Origin of the sequence: Duganella sp. 3397, from assembly GCF_031456625.1 — a bacterium.
Taxonomy (GTDB): domain Bacteria; phylum Pseudomonadota; class Gammaproteobacteria; order Burkholderiales; family Burkholderiaceae_D; genus Rugamonas; species Rugamonas phyllosphaerae.
Genome location: NZ_JAVDVB010000001.1, coordinates 983,347 through 1,000,681, shown reverse-complemented (window position 1 = coordinate 1,000,681; position 17,335 = coordinate 983,347). Strand labels below are relative to the sequence as shown.

11 protein-coding genes are annotated in these 17,335 nt (G+C 64.5%); 6 read left to right on the top strand and 5 right to left on the bottom strand.

The features are described 5' to 3' along the window. Positions 1 to 19 precede the first annotated feature (19 nt). The 3 genes from J2X54_RS04340 (at position 20) to J2X54_RS04330 (ending at position 2,167) form a co-directional block, all read left to right on the top strand. Complete coding sequence (locus J2X54_RS04340) at positions 20 to 1,045, top strand: hypothetical protein (RefSeq protein ID WP_310178264.1); 1,026 nt, start codon at positions 20 to 22, stop codon at positions 1,043 to 1,045. A gap of 23 nt (positions 1,046 to 1,068) precedes the next feature. After that, positions 1,069 to 1,521 (top strand): hypothetical protein, encoded by a 453-nt coding sequence (locus J2X54_RS04335; protein WP_310178262.1) that lies wholly within the window; start codon positions 1,069 to 1,071, stop codon positions 1,519 to 1,521. Between the two features lie 223 nt (positions 1,522 to 1,744). Further along, the gene (locus tag J2X54_RS04330; protein WP_310178260.1) at positions 1,745 to 2,167 is read left to right on the top strand and encodes a hypothetical protein; all 423 of its coding nucleotides are present in this window, start codon (positions 1,745 to 1,747) and stop codon (positions 2,165 to 2,167) included. A gap of 282 nt (positions 2,168 to 2,449) precedes the next feature. Here the strand turns inward: J2X54_RS04330 and J2X54_RS04325 are convergent, their stop codons facing one another. From J2X54_RS04325 to J2X54_RS04310, 4 genes are all read right to left on the bottom strand, one after another. After that, positions 2,450 to 5,602, bottom strand: a complete 3,153-nt coding sequence (locus tag J2X54_RS04325; protein ID WP_310178257.1) for a S8 family serine peptidase — start codon at positions 5,600 to 5,602, stop codon at positions 2,450 to 2,452. A gap of 15 nt (positions 5,603 to 5,617) precedes the next feature. Further along, positions 5,618 to 6,403: an NF038120 family PEP-CTERM protein gene (locus J2X54_RS04320; protein WP_310178253.1), complete on the bottom strand. Its 786-nt coding sequence runs from the start codon at positions 6,401 to 6,403 to the stop codon at positions 5,618 to 5,620. Between the two features lie 391 nt (positions 6,404 to 6,794). Further along, positions 6,795 to 9,431: an aminopeptidase N gene (pepN, locus tag J2X54_RS04315; protein WP_310178251.1), complete on the bottom strand. Its 2,637-nt coding sequence runs from the start codon at positions 9,429 to 9,431 to the stop codon at positions 6,795 to 6,797. Between the two features lie 140 nt (positions 9,432 to 9,571). Then, entirely contained in the window at positions 9,572 to 11,629 is a 2,058-nt protein-coding gene (locus J2X54_RS04310) for a S9 family peptidase (RefSeq protein WP_310178248.1), read from the bottom strand. Positions 11,630 to 12,068: 439 nt separating this feature from the next. Between J2X54_RS04310 and J2X54_RS04305 the strand changes: the two genes are divergently transcribed. From J2X54_RS04305 to J2X54_RS04295, 3 genes are all read left to right on the top strand, one after another. Next, entirely contained in the window at positions 12,069 to 12,653 is a 585-nt protein-coding gene (locus tag J2X54_RS04305) for a hypothetical protein (RefSeq protein ID WP_310178245.1), read from the top strand. Positions 12,654 to 12,763: 110 nt separating this feature from the next. Next, entirely contained in the window at positions 12,764 to 14,185 is a 1,422-nt protein-coding gene (locus J2X54_RS04300; protein ID WP_310178242.1) for an MFS transporter, read from the top strand. A 114-nt stretch (positions 14,186 to 14,299) separates the two neighbouring features. Next, positions 14,300 to 16,705 carry a S9 family peptidase gene (locus tag J2X54_RS04295; protein ID WP_310178240.1) on the top strand — a complete coding sequence of 802 codons (2,406 nt, stop codon included), beginning with the start codon at positions 14,300 to 14,302 and terminating at the stop codon, positions 16,703 to 16,705. Between the two features lie 33 nt (positions 16,706 to 16,738). On the opposite strand, the gene J2X54_RS04290 is transcribed toward J2X54_RS04295, so the two are convergent. Next, positions 16,739 to 17,284 (bottom strand): DUF2058 domain-containing protein, encoded by a 546-nt coding sequence (locus tag J2X54_RS04290; protein WP_310178237.1) that lies wholly within the window; start codon positions 17,282 to 17,284, stop codon positions 16,739 to 16,741. Positions 17,285 to 17,335: the final 51 nt, after the last annotated feature.

Genomic DNA, 17,335 nt, shown 5'->3' with positions numbered 1-17,335 from the left:
TCATCTGCCGGAGAACCCGATGTCTGTCGCCAGTCCTTTGATCGCCTGCATGTTGACCTTGTGCTGCGTTGCCACCTCCGCGCTGGCCGCTGGCCAGGAGCCCGCCCGCGTCACCGTCGCCACCACCCGCGATCCGGTCGACAAGTCCTACCGCAAGATGATCGAGGGCATGGACCGCTTCGAGCGCCTGCATGCGCTGGCGCCGCAGGCAACCTTGCGTTTCCAGCTGCTGCCGCGCCTGCCCACCACCGTGCTCGACGGTATCACCCTGCGGGTGGCCGGCGAAAGCGTCTCGCTGCCGGTGACGGTGGCGCCCGACCACACGTTCACGCTGCCGCGCGACGCCCGCGCGCTGGCGCAGGACGCGTCGCTGATCGCCAGCCGCAAGACCAGCACCATGACCTGGCGCGCCCAGGTGCGCAGTCCCGGCGTGCCGGCCGGCATGCGCCGGCTGGGCGACCTGCGGCTCGAATGCCAGGTGGGGGTAGCTGCCGGCCTGCTGTCGAATAACGCCCAGGCCTTTGCCTGGCTGGACGGGCTGCTCACCCACCCCGACAGCGTCTGCGGCTCGGCCGACGGCAACTACCTGTTCTTCGCCGAGCGGCCCCTGTTCGGCGTCACCGCGCGCCATGGCGCGCGCACTGCCGCGCTGCCATTCGACCTGCTGTACGCGGGCGGCGCGCAAACCCCGGCCACCCTGCCCTACTGCGACTGCCAGGTCCTGCTCGACCGCAGCTACTATGCGCCGCTGTGGGACACGTCCTGGCCCGACGACACCCTGCTGGCCTTCGAGTACATGGACGACCCGCCCGCCACCATGCTCGCGCCCGGCTACGGCAACACGGCCGACGTGCGCGCCAAACTGGGACCGGCCACCGCGCTACAATTCGACACCGGCATGCAGGTGTGGCGTTACCGCTACCCGCAGGCTACCAGCCAGGGCAGCGGCAAGGGCAGCGACGGCCCGCCGGCGTTTGCCGAGTTCGTTATTTTGTTCGGCCCGGACGGCGTGGCCCGCAAGGCGCGCCTGACCGAGCCGCTGTAGTTTCCCCTACCAGGAGCGCCACCATGAAGCTGTCCCCGTCCCTGTCACTGCCTGCGCGCCTGGCTGCGGCCAGCCTGCTGTTGCTGATGACCAGTGCCTGCGCCAGTCCGCCAGCACCGGTATCTGCCCCTCCCTCGTCTGCAGCGGCATCGGCATCGGCCGACAGCCTGTGGCAGCAGATCCAGGCTGCCAGCGCCAACGCCACCTGCGACAACAGCGGACAGTGCCATACGATCGGCATCGGCGCCAAGGCTTGCGGCGGACCGGAGAGCTACCTGCCCTGGTCCAGCAAGCAGGACGACGGCGCCGCCCTCAAACAACTGGTGGCGCAGCACGCCGCCGCGCTGCGTGCCCGCGACGCGCGCGAAGCGATGATGTCCACCTGCTCGGTAGTCTCGTCCCCCGGCGCCAGCTGCCAGGCCAACCGCTGCGTGCTCAACCCGGGTAAGGTCGGCAACGCGCCGGAGATGCGTTAAATCCGGGGGCGAGCTGTCGGGTGACACAGAAAATGAAAACTGTGACAAGTTAGTGAAAACCGCGTGCCACGGGTACTGAAAAAAACTTCTGGTCGGGCCGGTTGTTGCGGCAAAGGCAACGGTTGCCGTACACTGGTCGAACTTCTGGTTTCGGCCATGAGCGGACCCTCGCTGACTGACAGCATCGGGCTCACCGCGAATTCATAATTAACGGAATTTCAATATGGACGACGAGCAGCTCGTAAAGAAAATTTTGCAGTCTCTCATCGAGCTGGAGCAACAGGGCGAACTCGTTCTCACAACGAACGCTAGTTCCAACGTAGCGAGATACATTCTAGACTCGGCGTTGAAGCAGCTAGTCACCGCTTTTCGTGACTCAGACGAGCCGATGGAATGCACGATGCCGTATCTGCTAGAGCAGACTGTCGATGATGTAAAGAAGTGGTTTGGGGTGCCGAGTCAGCGCGCTCAGGAGATTACAGGTTCCTATTACAACCGGTTGCTTGAACGTCTAACAGTTGAGAAGATTGCCGAGCTTTACTGGCACGAGACTCCTAGCGAGATGGCGAAGCGTTCCTATTACCGCGTGGAATTGGGCCGGGACGACAGCGAGTTTGAATACCTTGACTGGCGTCGTAAGTACTGAGCTCCATCGGCTAGTATTTCATTTGTACGGCAGCTTTGGGGCGAAAGCGGCCTGTCGATAGGTCCCGCCAGCCTGACGGAATTTTTCATTATTCAAGGCACATCAGCCGAAAATTTTCACTTTCTCTGTCGCTTCACTATGCCCGGTGTGACAGGGATAGTGAAAAAAGCGTTTGCAATCAGTACCCGATTTTTCACTTGTTGCGTCGCCCGACACGAGCAACGAAAAAAAACCTGCGGCGCCCGAAGGCTGCCGCAGGTTTTTTAACCAGGCAACTACTGCTTAGTAAGCCAGCTTGCCCTTGTCAGACGAGCTCTTGAACAGTGGCAGCGGATCGGTGGTATCGATATCGATCACCGTGGTGCCCTGCTTGACGCCGCCCACCAGGTAGTCCACCGCGCCGACGTAGCGTTTGCCCAGGTCCAGTCCGCTCCAGCTCATGCCGACCGACGCCGTGCCACCCAGGGTGGCCGAGCTTGGTGACATCACCTTGAAGTTACCAGCGGTCGAGGTCGGCTGCACCAGCCAGCTCGACAGCTTGTAGGTAGCCTGGCCGCCGGCCGGGGCGTAACCGATCACGCACAGGGTGTACGTGCCTGCCGCTGGCGCCACCACCTCGATCCGTTCGTTCGACGTCAGCTCGCCGCTCTGGTCCACCAGGGTGGTGCCGCGCAACAGGATCAGGTCGAGATCGGAGTCGCCGGCAGCTGCACCGGTGTTGTCCGAATCGAACAGCGCGAAGCGCGCCAGCAAGGTGCCGGCCGGCACCGTGAAGTTATGCACGTTCACGCCAGCGGAGGCGCCGTTGCGGCACAGCGTGGCATTGTCCGCGCCGCCGGCCTGGCCGATGGTGCGGGACACTTGCGTGGCTGGCAGCAAGCCCTTGGCGGTGCCGAAGGCGCCGGCAAAGCCGGTACCGACGGTGACCACCTTGGCGCCCGCGGCGTTTTCGCTGTACACGTTGGCGGCGGCGACAATGCCGGTGCCGCGCGCGGTCAGCGGGCTGCGCACCGTGTGCACGCCGTCGGTCCAGGTCAGCGAACCGTAGGACCAGGTGTCGCGCGGCGCGGTGGTGCGGGTCAGGCGCGCCGTGAAGGTGGCCTTGGCGCCCGGCGCCAGCGTCAGCGTGGCTGGCGAGATCGCTACCGTGAAGCCCGGCAGCGTGGCCGTGGCGTTGTAGGTGGCGGTGGTCCCACCGACGTTGGTAACGGTTCGGGTGAGCGTTTGCGCGCCCAGCACGTTGGAGGCGGTGAGCGACGCCAGGTTCAGGTTATAGGCCGCGATGCCGCCGCCAAAGGCGTTGCACTGCGCCGCGCTGTACACCAGGCCCTGGCCGCACAGGAAGCGTGCGTACTCGACCGGGGCAATGTCGTACACCAGGCCCGGATCGGCGGCCGAGGTCGGCGCGATGTGGCCGGCGCCCTGGCCGAACGAACGGTTGCCGGCGTAGGTGGCCGAGGTATCCCATGGCACTTTGGCGCCCTGGCCATCGCTGAAGGTATCGTAGGCGGTGGTCATCAACGCCGACTTGATGGCGGCGGGGCTCCAGGTCGGATGGCGCTGCTTGAGCAGCGCGGCCACGCCGGCCACGTGCGGCGAAGCCATCGAGGTGCCCGACAGGAAGCCGAATTCGACCGCCTGCGCCGGGCTGCCGGCGGCGATCGCGTCGCGCTGGGCCTGGGTCAGGTCGGGGGTTAGCGCGGCCAGGATGTCGGTGCCCGGTGCGGTCATATCCGGTTTCAGGATGTTGGCGTTGGCCACGTTCGGACCACGCGAGGACGAGCCGCTCATCACCGGCGCGACCACGGTCGGATCGACGATGGCCTTCAGGTTGCCCAGCGCAGCCGTGGCGCCGGTATTGCCCGCCATATAGCTCTTGAGGATGGCGCCGTTTTCCTTGGTGATGTGGACGGTGGGCAGCGAGTGCGCCTGGTTGAGGATGGTGGCGGCGCCGCCATCGACGTTGGCGATGATCGCGCCCACCGCACCGGCGGTCTTGGCATTGGCGCTCTTGTTGACCAGAACGTTGTTGCCACGGTCGCAGACCAGGATCTTGCCGGTCACCTTGGCCGGATCGAGCAGGGGCGCGACGGTGTCGGCCGGGCCGAAGCACTGCGCCAGCGAGACCTGCTGGGCCGGCGTAATGCCGGCCACGCCCGCATCCTTGGCCAGGATCAGCGGCGAGGACGGCGTGTTGGCGTTGCTCGAGGCGCCGGTCAGCTTGACGCCGGTGGCCAGGATCACGTCGCCGACATACAGGCGGTTGTGGGTGGAGTTGCCGACCGTGGACAACCACGGGCTGATGTGGCTCGCTGGCGCCGGCGCTGTGGCGGTCGGGCCCGAGTTGCCGGCCGAGGCAGCAACGAACACGCCGGCTGCCGCCGCGCCGAGGAAGGCCTGCTCGGTGGCTTCGTCGAAGGAACCGCCGCCGGCCGACGGGCCGATCGAGAAGTTGATCACGTTGACGCCGTCCTTGACGGCCTGGTTGATCGCCGAAACGCTGTTGGACGTGGCGCAGCCGTTGCGGCGGGTAGGATCGGTCCAGCACACCTTGTACGAGGCGATGCGGGCGCGCGGCGCCATGCCGGAAATCTTGCCCAGGCTGGCGCCGTTGATGACGGCGGTGGTGCCGCCATTGCCGGCAGCCGTGGTGGACGTGTGGCTGCCGTGGCCGCCCTCGCCTACCGAGCCGCCCAGCGAGTCGCGCGGGGAAGCGAACTCGGTCCAATGCAGTTGCTGGGTGGCGGTCTTGTAGGCGCGCGCACCGATCAGCTTGTTGTTGCAATTGGCGGCGGTAAATCCTTCGCCGATATCGCAGCCGCCCTTCCAGCTGGCGGGAGGCGCATCGTAGGCCAGCGTGCCGCCGCTGTGGGTGGGGCTGCCGTTCTCGTCCACGCGATCGGCGTAGCTGGGGTTTTCAGGCCAGATGCCGCTATCGACGATGCCGACGATGATGTCCTCGCCTGCCAGTTTCTGGCCGCCCAGTTGCGACCACAGGCCGCCCGGCTGGTCCAGGCCCAGGAAGGTCGGTGTGTAGCTGGTGTCGAGGATCATTTCGGAGTCGGCCGTGATGGCGGCGACGGCAGTGTTTTTCTTCAGGGCACGCACTTCGGCGTCGGTCAGCAGGGCCGCGAAGCCATTGAACACCACGTCGTACTTGTGGGTGATCTCGGCGCTGCCCAGGGTGCTGATGACGTCGTTCTGCTTGGACTCGAGGTAGTTGATGTAGGCCTGCACATTACCGGCATCGACATTGAGGCGCTGGCCAGAGGCCGGCTGGGTGGCGGCCAGGCCGGCCACCTGGCCGGTGTAGGTGGCAACCGGTTTATCGACCAGTTGCACGATGTAGGAACGGCGCACCTGTTCGGCGGCGTGGGCGGCGCCGGACAGTGCGGCCAGCAGGACGATGGCGGAGCAGATAGGACGAAGTTTCATGGGACGGTTCCTCGATCAGGCGGCGATAGTGGGGGCGGCGGCAGTACCGGCAACAGCACGGGCAGCACGCGCGCGGCGGCGCGACATCCACCCCACCAGGCCCAGTCCCAGGCCCATCAGGGCATAGGTTTCCGGCTCCGGCACGGGGGCCACTTGCAGGTTGTCGATGGCGAACTGCGACTGGTTCTCGGCGCCGGCCAGCGGGTTCGAGCAGCCGCCGTTGCCGTCGAACAGGCACGAGCCAATGGTCACGCTGCTGAAATAGTTACCGCCGAAAGCTGTCAGCGACAGGCTCTCGAATGGCGAGTAACCGAGGCTGTTGAGCACTGGGAAATTGTAGGCGTAGGACACGTTGGCGCCGCTGGACAGCACCCCGACCAGGGTCAGCTGGCCATAGGTGTAGCTGGCCAGGCCGCCTACCGGGGCCAGGAAAGCGTAGTCGAGGCCGGTGAGCTGGAACAGGCGGTTGTCGCTGCGCTCGAGCTTGAGGCTGCCGTCGTTGACTCCCAGGTAGAACTGGCTGGCATTGCCGGTGGGGCAGGCGGCCACCGTGCACAGGAACGGATCGCTGCCGTTGCCGATGGCGCCGGCGAAGCCGGTGCCGGACGGGCCGGCGGCCGGGCTATCGATCACGGTCAGGTTGTAGCCGGACTCGGTGATGACTTCGGTGCCGCCATAGATGTTCGGCGTGGCCGACTCGAAATTGATCACCTCGGCCATTGCCGGCGTGGCCGACATCACAGCCAGGGCGCCCACGGTGGCGACGCTCAGTTGGCGCAGTTGCGATTGGAAGAATGTCATTTCTGGTGCCCTTGTGGTTAAGTGGTGAGCGCAGGTTGCCCGGAATTTGAGAAGTAACAATGAATATAAACAAACAACTCTCTGCGCAGTTACCTATTCTTACAATTTATTATTTTATTTATATTGATAAGAACTGAATAATATGCAGATTCCCCTATGAAATCATAGGCTTGCCACTCGTCCGCGAATCATCTTGATGAGTTTGCTGAGCGTTGTAAGCAAACAAATTTCCCACCAAGAAATTTAACATTCTTATTGAAAATATCTTGTTATCGTCGGCCTTCGCGCTGACAATGTCAGCCCATCTTCCGGGTTCGTGACAGTTTGATGACATGCATAAAAAAAGCCGGCGCAAGCGCCGGCCTTAGCCCTACTTCCAACAGGGAATAGATTATTCCGTCAGTGCTTTCTTGATAGCAACGCAGCGCTGATCTTCCTGGTGCGTGACCAGCAAGGCGCGACGGGTACCGGCCGACAGCGCAGTCTGCGCCGCCACTGCCGCCTGCAGACGCGCCACGCTGGCCGGTGTGCACGCAGACGGAATCAGCGCAGCCGCGTAGGCACGCATGTAGACCGGGCCGGCGGCCTGGTCTACATGCGCCAGGCTGTCCAGGCGCGCACTGGCGCTCTGTTCCGCCAGCGCGCCCTGCTCGGCCGGGTACAGCCCGAACATGGCGGTGCGGATACGCGAGAACGGCAGCTTGGTCTGCAGGTCGCCGATGGTGGCCAGCCATTCGGCCTTGACCTTGGCTTCCGGACGGGAAACGGTTGCAGCCAGCGCGGCGGCTTGGCCGCTGTCGGACTTGTCGCGCGCCTGTTCGGCATCCAGGAGCGCCGCGCTGCCACGGTAGTTGTAGCGGTTGAGGCGGCCAACGATGTCCCAGCGCGCATCCTGGCTCACGTTCAGGTCCGGTACCACCAGCTTGCCGTCGAGGATGTCGGCCAGGCGCTTGAGCGCGGCCGGGCTGCTGGCCAGGTTGACATAGGTGGCGAACCAGCGGCGCTGGAAGTTGCTGTCGCCGCTGGCCGCCTCGGTGGCCTTGAACGCCATGTCTTCGAGCTGCACGCCCACCTTGTTGCGGTACCTGGCAGCCGATGGCCCCATCTTGTCGAGGTAATACTTCGACTGGCCAATCTTGCCGACGATGTCGCCGAGCAGCGTGTAGTCTTTTTCGGCGGGCGCATTGGCCAGCACGGTCTTGAGGAAGGCGTTCAGCGGCAGTTTGCCGTCGCGCACGCTATCCCACAGGCTCTGCCACAACATCGCGCGCAGCAGCGGATCGTCCACCTTGCCCAGCGACGCCTGCGCGGTGGCAAACGATTTACGGTCCAGCGCCACCTTGGCAAAACCCCAGTCCTGGTAGTTCGGATACACCAGGTCCGGGCAGGCCGCGCCCACCAGCTCCGGCACCGCCGTCTCGGCGCCCTTGTAGGTGACCGCCACGTTCTGGCTCAGCGCCATGCCGTCCTTGCCCTGCTTGAACAGGGCCACCTGCACGCGTTGTTCGCGCAGCGTGGGCATGTCCTTGCTCGGTGCGGTTTGCAGCAGTTTGAAACTGTTGACCTTGCCACCGGCACAGCTGAGCGACGCCTGGATGGTATTGACGCCCGGCTCGTACAACCACTCTTTGGTCCAACCGGTCAGGTCGCGGTTGGCGGCCTCGCCCAGGCTGCCGATGAAGTCCTTCAGCTCGGCGTTCTGGTACGAATACTTGACCAGGTAATTGTGCACGCCCTTGCGGAACACTTCCGCGCCCAGCAGGTGGCGCAGTTGCATCAAAGTGGAGGCGCCCTTCGAGTAGGTGATGGCGTCGATGTTGTCAAACGCGTTGGCGGTCGAGGGCACCGGGGTTTCGATCGGGTGCGTGGTGACGCGCTCGTCCATCACGTAGGCGGCCTGCTTGCCGGTCGAGTAAAAACTCTGCCAGGCGTTTTTGAACTCGGTCGCTTCGGCCGTGCCCAGCGTGCCCATGAACGACGCGAAGCTCTCGTTCAGCCACAGGCCGTTCCACCATTTCATGGTAACCAGGTCGCCGAACCACTGGTGCGCCATCTCGTGCATGATCACCGACGCCAGGCTCTGGCGCTGGGCGGCGGTCATGGTTTCCTTGTGCAGGAACCGGCCTTCGGCAAAGGTGATGGCGCCGGCGTTTTCCATGGCGCCGTACAGGAAGTCCGGCACCAGGAGCTGGTCATACTTGGCGAACTGGTACGGCACGCCGAAGTATTCGTCGAAAAATTTCAGGCCCTGGGCGGTGTAGGTGAACCAGTCCTTGGGCGACACTTGCGCCGCCACCGACTGCCGCGCAAACAGGCGCATCGGGTACGGGCCGCTATTGTCTTCCCATACCTTGTAGGGGCCGGCGTGCATCGAGAAATTGTATGGGCTGAGTTTCTTGGTGCGCGGGAAGGTCCATTCTTTTGCACCGGCCACGTCCTTGACGCCGCTCTCGCGCATGGTGGACACGGCCACCCAGTCGGCCGGCGTGGTGACGGTGACCTGGTACGTGCCTTTCAGGTCGGGCTGGTCGAATAGCGCGAACATCTGGTGCGCGGCGGCCGGTTCGAAGTGCGAGTACGTGTACACCCGGCCATCGACCGGATCGACCATGCGGTGCAAGCCTTCGCCGTTGGTGCTGTGCAGGCGCTCGTAGGCGATGGTGACGCTGTTGCGGCCAACTTTCAAATCCTGGGCGGCGACCGTGATGAACCACTGGTTGTACTGCGGCGCGACGGTCTTGCCGTTGACGGTGAGGCTGGCGATTTTTGCCTTGTCGAGGTCGATGGTCAGCGGCTGGTCGGTGTCTTTCAAGTCGAAGTCCAGCGTGGTGGTGCCGGAGAAAGTCTCCTTGCCGGTCAGCGTGAATTTCAGGGTGTAATCGACATTGGCGACGCGGGCCGAGCGGGCCATGGCGTCTTGCTGCGACAGGAAGGCGTTTTCGGCGCGTGGGGCCGGGGTGGCAGCGAAGGCCGGATGGGCGGCGCCAAAGGCCAGCACCAGGGCGGCGGCGATCAGATGTTTTTTCATGTGGGCGTAAATGGGAGGAATTGAATGCGTCGCTGCGCATGGGAATTGGATACCCGCCTGCGCGGGTATGACGGCATTCCTGCCGCAGGCTTCAAATCCGTCATCCCCGCGCAGGCGGGGATCCAATTTCTAAGACAAACTTATTTTTTCAGGTAAGTATCAAGCCAGCCGATCACCTCGTGATGCCACAGCACCGAGTTGGCCGGTTTCAGCACCCAGTGGTTCTCATCGGGGAACATCAGCAACTTGCTCGGGATGCCACGGCGCTGCAGCGCGGTAAACGTGCCCAGGCCTTGCGCGGTCGGGATGCGGAAGTCGAGGTCGCCCTGCACCACCAGCATCGGGGTTTTCCAGTTTTTCACGAACAGCGCCGGGTTGAACTTTTCGTGCGCTTCCGGGTGGTCGTAATAGGTGCCGCCGCTTTCCCACTCGGTGAACCACAGTTCTTCGGTCGAATAAGCCATGCCGCGCGTATCGAACACGCCGTCGTGGTTGACGATGCACTTGAAGCCGTCGGACCAGTGGCCCTGGATCCAGTTCATCATGAAGCCGCCGTACGACGCGCCCAACGCGCAGCTGTTCTCGCGGTCGAGCCAGGGGAATTTCTGCACCGCTGCTGCCAGTCCTTTTTGCAGGTCTTCGAGCGGCTTGCCGCCCCAGTCGCCGCTGATGGAATCGGTGAACTTCTGGCCGTAGCCGGTCGAACCGTGGAAGTCGATGAACACGGTGGCGTAGCCGGCGCCGGCGTACACCTGCGGGTTCCAGCGGTAGCTCCACGAATTGCCGAAGCTGCCTTGCGGGCCGCCGTGCACCAGGAAGGCGACCGGGTATTTCACGCCCGGCTTGGCATCCCACGGCTTCATCACGTGGCCGTACACGGTTTCACCGTTGGCGCCAGCGAACGAGAACTGCTCGTACTGGCCGAATTTCACGTCGGCCAGTGCGGCCTCGTTGACGTTGGTCAGTTGCGTGGTCTTCTCACCAGAGCCGCCCAGCTTGAACTGGTACAGCTGCGCGCCGGAGGACAGGTCGTTGCGGGCGATGACGACCGTGTCTTTCACCACGTCGAAGCCGCTGACGTAACCGTTGCCGGTCAGCTTGCGCACCTTGCCGCTGGCGGCGTCGATGGCAAACAGCGGATGCTGGCCGATGTCGTCGGCGGTGGCCAGGATGGTCTTGCTGTCCGGCGTCCAGCGGTAATCGGCGATCGAGCGGTCCCAGTTGTCGGCGACGGTGCGCTTCTTGCCGGTGGCAACATCGATCAGCACCAGGTGGAAGCGGTCGGCTTCAAAGGTGGGCTTGTCCATCGCCAGGTAGGCCAGCGTGCGGCCGTCGGGCGAATAGATGGCCTTGGTGTCCCAGGCTTTGTTGTCTTCGGTCAGGTTCTTCGGCTCGCCCCCGGTGGCAGGCACCGTGTACACGTCGAAGTTGGTGGACCAGGCTTCGGTCTTGCCGGCGATGCGGGTGGAGAATGCCACTGTCTTGCCGTCCGGGCTGAAGTGGTACTCGCCGTTGTCGCCGAACGGCTTCGACGGCACGTCGCCGTCGAGCTTGCCCGACAGCGCGACCGGCTCGGCGCTGACCTTGCCGGCGGCGTCGATCGGCGCAGCGTACAGCACGTTGGTGCGGCCGTCGGCCCAGGTGTCCCAGTGGCGCACGAACAGCTTGTCGTAGACCTTGCCGCTGGCCTTGTTTTTACCCTGCTCGTCGAGACGCTTCTTGGTGCAAGCGAGGTCCACGCAATCGCGGAACACGGCCACGCTCAGCGCCAGCCGGTCGCCCTGCGGCGACAGGCGGAAGTTCTCCACGTCCAGTGGCAGGCTGGTGACCCTGGCGGCTTCGCCACCGGCCAGCGGCAGGCGCCAGACTTGCGACGAACCGCTGCGGCCGGACAGGAAGTAGATGGCGTCGCCCTTGGGCGACCAGGTAGGTTCGCTGCTGCTGGCGTCCGCTTGGGTCAGGCGCACCGGTGCGGCCTTGGGACTGCGCAGGTCGAGCAGGTAGAGCTGGGTATTGCCCCGGTTCTTGTCCATGTCGGTGGTGCGCACGGTGTACACCACGCGGGTGGCGTCCGGCGACAACACGGGCGCGCCCACGCGCTCCATCTTGACCATGTCTTCTACGGTAAAGCCGCGCGGCGCGGCCATGGCGCTCGAGGCCGCAACGGCGGCGCCCAGCATCAGCACAGGTAATCTCATTCGGGGATCTCCGACTGTTAACAAAAAGTACCGGCTGGTGGCCGGTCGTCGAACATCATACCAAGATCATGTGGTGCCAAGGGCAAATGTTACTTTACGCTACTTAGCGAGCTAAGCAACGGCGCAAACTGATAGGAAAATATATTTCAATGACAAGCGTTTACCGGTTCCACGCCGACAAAAATGGGCGCATAATTTCCCGCTCACCAGTTCAAGTCTTGCATGACTACCACCGGCATGTCATGTGAATAACGCGCTTTCCCCGCCGGTAATTGAACAGCACACAACATTGAATTCTGAACAGTTGTGAACAAGTGTAAATCGGCGTTGAACCAGGCCGACTCGGCGCTAATGTAGCCCTTCCGCCGCGCCGGACGTCTCTCGACAACGCCACCCGCGCAGCCTCAGTCATACGCTCAAGTCAGAAACGGGAAACGCTATGCTTACTGCCACCTACGTGATTCTGTCCCTGTCCGCCGAACAGAAAAAAGAACGCCAGTTCATCTCGCGCCTGCTGCAAACCGTGCAGTCGGTCCGGCGCCGTCCGCAAGAAATGGACCCTGCCACGATCGAATATCAACTCAGGCAACTGACCACGTTTGCCGAAGCGCGCCACCAGCGCAAGGTCGAAGCGTGCCTGATGCCGGCCGTGTGCGCGGCCGCGCGCGCCACCGACCGCAATTGCGACGCCCTGATCAGGGACCTCGAATCGCTGAGCCGGCACGGCAGCGCCACCCTCAACGCCGTCAACAAGTGCCTGCGGCGGGCCATGCAGCGCAGCGCCAGCCAGTGCCAGTTCCTGTGCCGCACCATCGACCTGTATTGCCACAACCTGCTCAAGCGGCTCGACCGCGAAGAACAGGAACTGCTGCCGCTGGCGCAAAAAGTCATCTCGAGCGCCGAGTGGTTCGAGATCGGCCGCGAGCTGCTGGCGCAGGAAGACAGCGGCGCCGCCAACCAGCCATCGCTGCGCCCGCGCCATGCGGCCACCTACGCCGGCCGCCCGGTGGATATCCGCATCTGATCAGAAAGCCGGGTTCGTGTTGTTTTGAGCGTGGCACTGCCGGGATTGCTTGCCTAACAAATTAGGCAGGGCTAATATCGACGCATGCCCACCAAGCTTGCCACCTCACCATGAGTCAAGGCGCCACCCTTCTGCACCTGCGCGGCGCGGCCGGCATGGATGCGATTTACCGCAAGATCAGCTGGCGCCTGCTGCCGCTGCTCATGCTCTGCTGCGCGGTCGCCTACCTGGACCGCGTCAACGTCGATCTTGTCGCGCGCCACATCGGCGCCAGCCTGGCCTTCCGCGACCATGTGCACAACTGGGGCATGGCCGCGTTCTTCATCGGCTACGGCGTCTTCGCCATCCCCTGCAACCTGCTGCTCGAACACTTGGGCACGCGCAAGATGCTGCTGCGCACGATGCTGGGCTGGGCGGCGTTTTCCGCCGCCAGCGCGTTCGTGCGCTCGCCGCTGGAGTTCTACCTGATCCGCTTTTTGCTCGGCGTGTTCGAAGCCGGCTTCTTCCCCGGCGTGATCCTCTACCTGACCTGGTGGTTCCCGTCCGGACGGCGCGCCCGCGCCATCGCGCTGTTCGCCGCCAGCACGCTGGCTGCCGCCCTGCTGGCCGCGCCGTTATCCGCCGCCATGTTGCCGGCGCTCGCGCCGCTGGACTTGTTCGACGGCTGGCAATGGCTGCTGCTGGCGCAGGCCCTGCCGCCGCTGGTACTCGGCGTGTTTGCCTGGTGGTACCTCGATGATCGCCCCGGCGAGGCCGACTGGCTGTCGAGCTTCGAGCAGCAAATGGTGGCGCAGGACCTGGCCCGCGACGAAGCGCGCCGCCACGGCGGCAGCAGCAAGGATGTCGATGTGGACGAGCACGAAGCGCCGACGGCGCTGGCCGTGCTGTGGGCCCTGCTGCGCGACCGCACCATGATGCTGCTCGGCGTGGCCAACCTGCTGCTCACCGGCGCCGGCTTTGCCATCGTTCACTGGTCGCCGCCACTGCTGCAGCGCTGGACCGCCGGCGCCCAGCTGCCCCCTGCGCAACTGGCGCTGCTGGCGCTGGTGCCGGGCCTGGCCGGCATCGTCGGCATGGTGGCGATCGGCTACGATTCCGACCGCCGCCGCGAGCGGCGCGGCCACTTTGTCGCCAGCACCGTGCTGGCCGCCGGCGGCCTGGGACTGGCGATCGCCGCCGACGGCGCCCTGGCCTGGTCGCTGGCGGGGCTGGCGCTGGCCACCATCGGCATCGCCTCGGCCACGCCGCTGCTGCTGGCGATTGCCACCGACCTGCTCACGCGGGCGCAGATGGCGATCGGCGTTGCCCTCATCACCAGCCTGGGCGTGCTGGGCGGCGCCTTCGGGCCGGCGCTGGGCGCGCGACTGCTGGCCTGGGGCGATACCGCCGCCATGCTGGCCGCGCTGGTTGGCGCGTACCTGGCGGCCGGCCTGGTGCTGCTGCTGGCGCTGCGCCTGGCGCCCCGGCGTGGTGATCCGGCGTCGCTCCGCGCGCGTGGCGACAAGCTGGCGCGCAATTCGGACCAGCGCTGACCACCTGGATGGACGATCGGCCTGACCTGTTAGGCTAGAATACCGTGCGCCGGAAAGTGACGCTCTACCCCGCGACCGGCGCTTCCGTCCACCCAACTTCAAAGCGAACCATCCATGCGTTTTGTCTTGCCTTCATCAGTGCTGGCCGCCATCCTGGCCACCGCGCTTGCCAGTGGCCACGCTGCCGCTGCCACTGTTTCCGCCGCTCCCACCCCGATCACGCTGGACCAGACCATGGCCAACCCCGACTGGATCGGCACGCCGGTCGAATCGGCCTGGTGGGGCTGGGACAGCCGCCAGGTTTATTACAAGCAAAAGCGCGCCGGCTCGCCGCTGCGCGACACCTTCATCATCGCCGGCGGCGCCGCCAAACAGGTCGATGACAAGCAACTGGCCAACCTCGACACCGCCAACCCGGTCTACAACCACGACCACACCCGCGCCCTCGTGCTGCGCAACGGCGACCTGTTCGAGCGCGACCTCAAATCGGGCGCGCTGACGCAGATCGTGCGCGGCACCGCTGCCGCCGCCGATCCGCAGTACGCGGCAGACGGCAACAGCGTGCAGTTCCGCATCGGTAACGACTGGTTCAGCTGGAGCCGCAGCGAGCGCCTGGTGGCGCCGGTGGCCGTGCTGCGCACCGCCAAGGACCCGGACGCCAAGCCCGAAGCGGACTCGCTGCGCGACCTGCAACTGCGCCTGATCTCCACCCTGGCGCGGGTCAAGGAAGAGCGCGATGCCACCCGTGCCCAGCGCGACGCCGAGCGCAGCGCCGACGCCACCCGCGCACCGAAACCGGTGTACCTGGGCGAGAAGGTGGCAATCGAATCGAGCGCACTGTCACCAAGTGGCCGCTACCTGCTGATCATCACCAGCGCCAAGGATGCCGACAAGCGCCGCACCGGCAAGATGCCGCGCTACGTGACCGAATCGGGCTACGAAGAAACCGACGACGAACGCAGGCGCGTGAGCGACGCCGGTCCCGTGCCGCACCAGCTGAAACTGCTGGAAATCGCCAGCGGCAAAGTGACCGACCTGGCCTTCGATACCCTGCCCGGCATCGCCACCGACCCGCTGGCCGAGATGCGTGCCGCCCGCAAGCTCGACCCGCTCAAGGGCAACCGTCCGCTGCGCTTCGAGCGCAGCGAAGAATCGATCCGCTGGAGCGACGACGGCGCGCGCGTGGCCGTGATGGCGCAATCGATCGACAACAAGGACCGCTGGATCGCCACGATCGATCTGGCCGGGGCCAGGCTGCAACCGCTGCACCACCTGAGCGACGTGGCGTGGGTAAACAATCGCGGCAACGACTTCGGCTGGCAGCCCGACAACAGCACGCTGTGGTTCCAGTCCGAGGAAAGCGGCTACGCCCACCTGTACCTGAAGAACGCGCAAACGCCGGACGCCGCGCCGCGCGCGATCACGGCCGGCAAGTGGGAAGCGAGCGACGTGACCTGGTCGGCAGATGGCAAGACTGCCTACTTCCTGTGCAACCCGAAACTGCCGGGTACGTATGAAGTCTGCGCCAGCAATACCGCCACCGCTGCGGTAAAAGAGCTGACGACCCTGGGCGGCGTGGAGAGCTTTACCTTGTCCCCGGACGGCCGCAAGCTGCTGGTGCGCTACTCGACCTCGTACATGCCGACACAGATTGCCACCGTGCCGGCCACCGGTGGCGCCGCCACTCAGCTGACCGACACCCGCAGCGCCGACTACAAGGCCCGCAACTGGGTCGCGCCGCAAATCGTCGCCGTGCCATCGACGCATGGCGCCGACCCGGTCTGGGCCAAGCTGTACCGCCCGGCCACCTTGGAACCGGGTAAAAAATACCCGGTGGTGATGTTCGTGCACGGCGCCGGCTACCTGCAGAATGTGACGCAGCGCTTCCCCGTGTACTTCCGCGAACAGATGTTCCATAACCTGCTGGTCGAACAAGGCTACATCGTGCTCGACATGGACTACCGCGCCTCGCTCGGCTATGGCCGCAACTGGCGCACGGCGATCTATCGCCAGATGGGCCACCCGGAACTGGAAGACTACATCGATGGTCTGAACTGGCTGGTGGCCAACCAGCAGGGCGATGCGAAAAACGTGGGTATTTACGGCGGCAGCTACGGCGGCTTCATGACCTTCATGGCGCTGCTGCGCGCGCCGGACCAGTTCAAGGCCGGCGCCGCGCTGCGCCCGGTCACCGACTGGACCACGTACAACCACGAGTACACGTCCAACATCCTCAACACGCCGGAGCTGGACCCGGAAGCGTACAGGATCTCGTCGCCGATCGAATACGCCGACCAGCTCAAGGGCCACATCCTGATCGCCCACGGCATGGTGGACGACAACGTGTTCTACCAGGACTCGGTGCGCATGGCGCAGCGCTTCATCGAACTGAAAAAGGACAACTGGGAACTGGCCTCGTACCCGCTGGAACGCCATGCGTACGTGCATGCGGAAAGCTGGTATGACCAGTACCGCCGGATTTACCAGCTGTTCGAGCGGACGCTCAAAACCAAGCAATAAAAAAAATGGCGGAACCTCGGTTCCGCCATTTTTTCACCACATCAAATCATCAGGAATCTGGAACGCCGCATACGGATCATCCTCTTCCACCACCGCAGCGGACTGCTTGACGCGCACCACCAGCGACGGATCGCGCTCTTCGATCTTGTCGGCGATCACGCGCGGCACCAGTTCCACCGTCGCGCCCAATACAACGATCACCAGCCGCCCCGCCACCAGGTGCTCGCGCACCGCCGGCGACACGTAGATCCGTTCGATCTTGGTGCCATGAGTGAAGTTGTAGGCGATATCGTCCTTGCCGTTTCTGGTCTTGTCCTGGCGGTTATACTGCACCATCTGCACGATCTGCGCCATGATGGCTTTCTGCTGGGCCGCTGCATCGCGCTGGGCATTGGCCTCGCGCGCTTTTTCGGCGTTCTTGCGCTGGATTTCCTGCGCCGCCAGCCGTGCCTCGTCCACCGACTGTTCGCCAGTGCGGCGTTCGATTTTCTTTTGCTTGCTCTTTTCCTGGTTGGCCAGTTTGGCCTTGGTCTTGTCGACCAGGCCCGCTTTTAAAAACTGCTCTTGTAAGGAGACCATGTCCTCTGCTCCGTGTATGGGATTGCCGGCCGCGCCGGCGTCAAGCCGGTA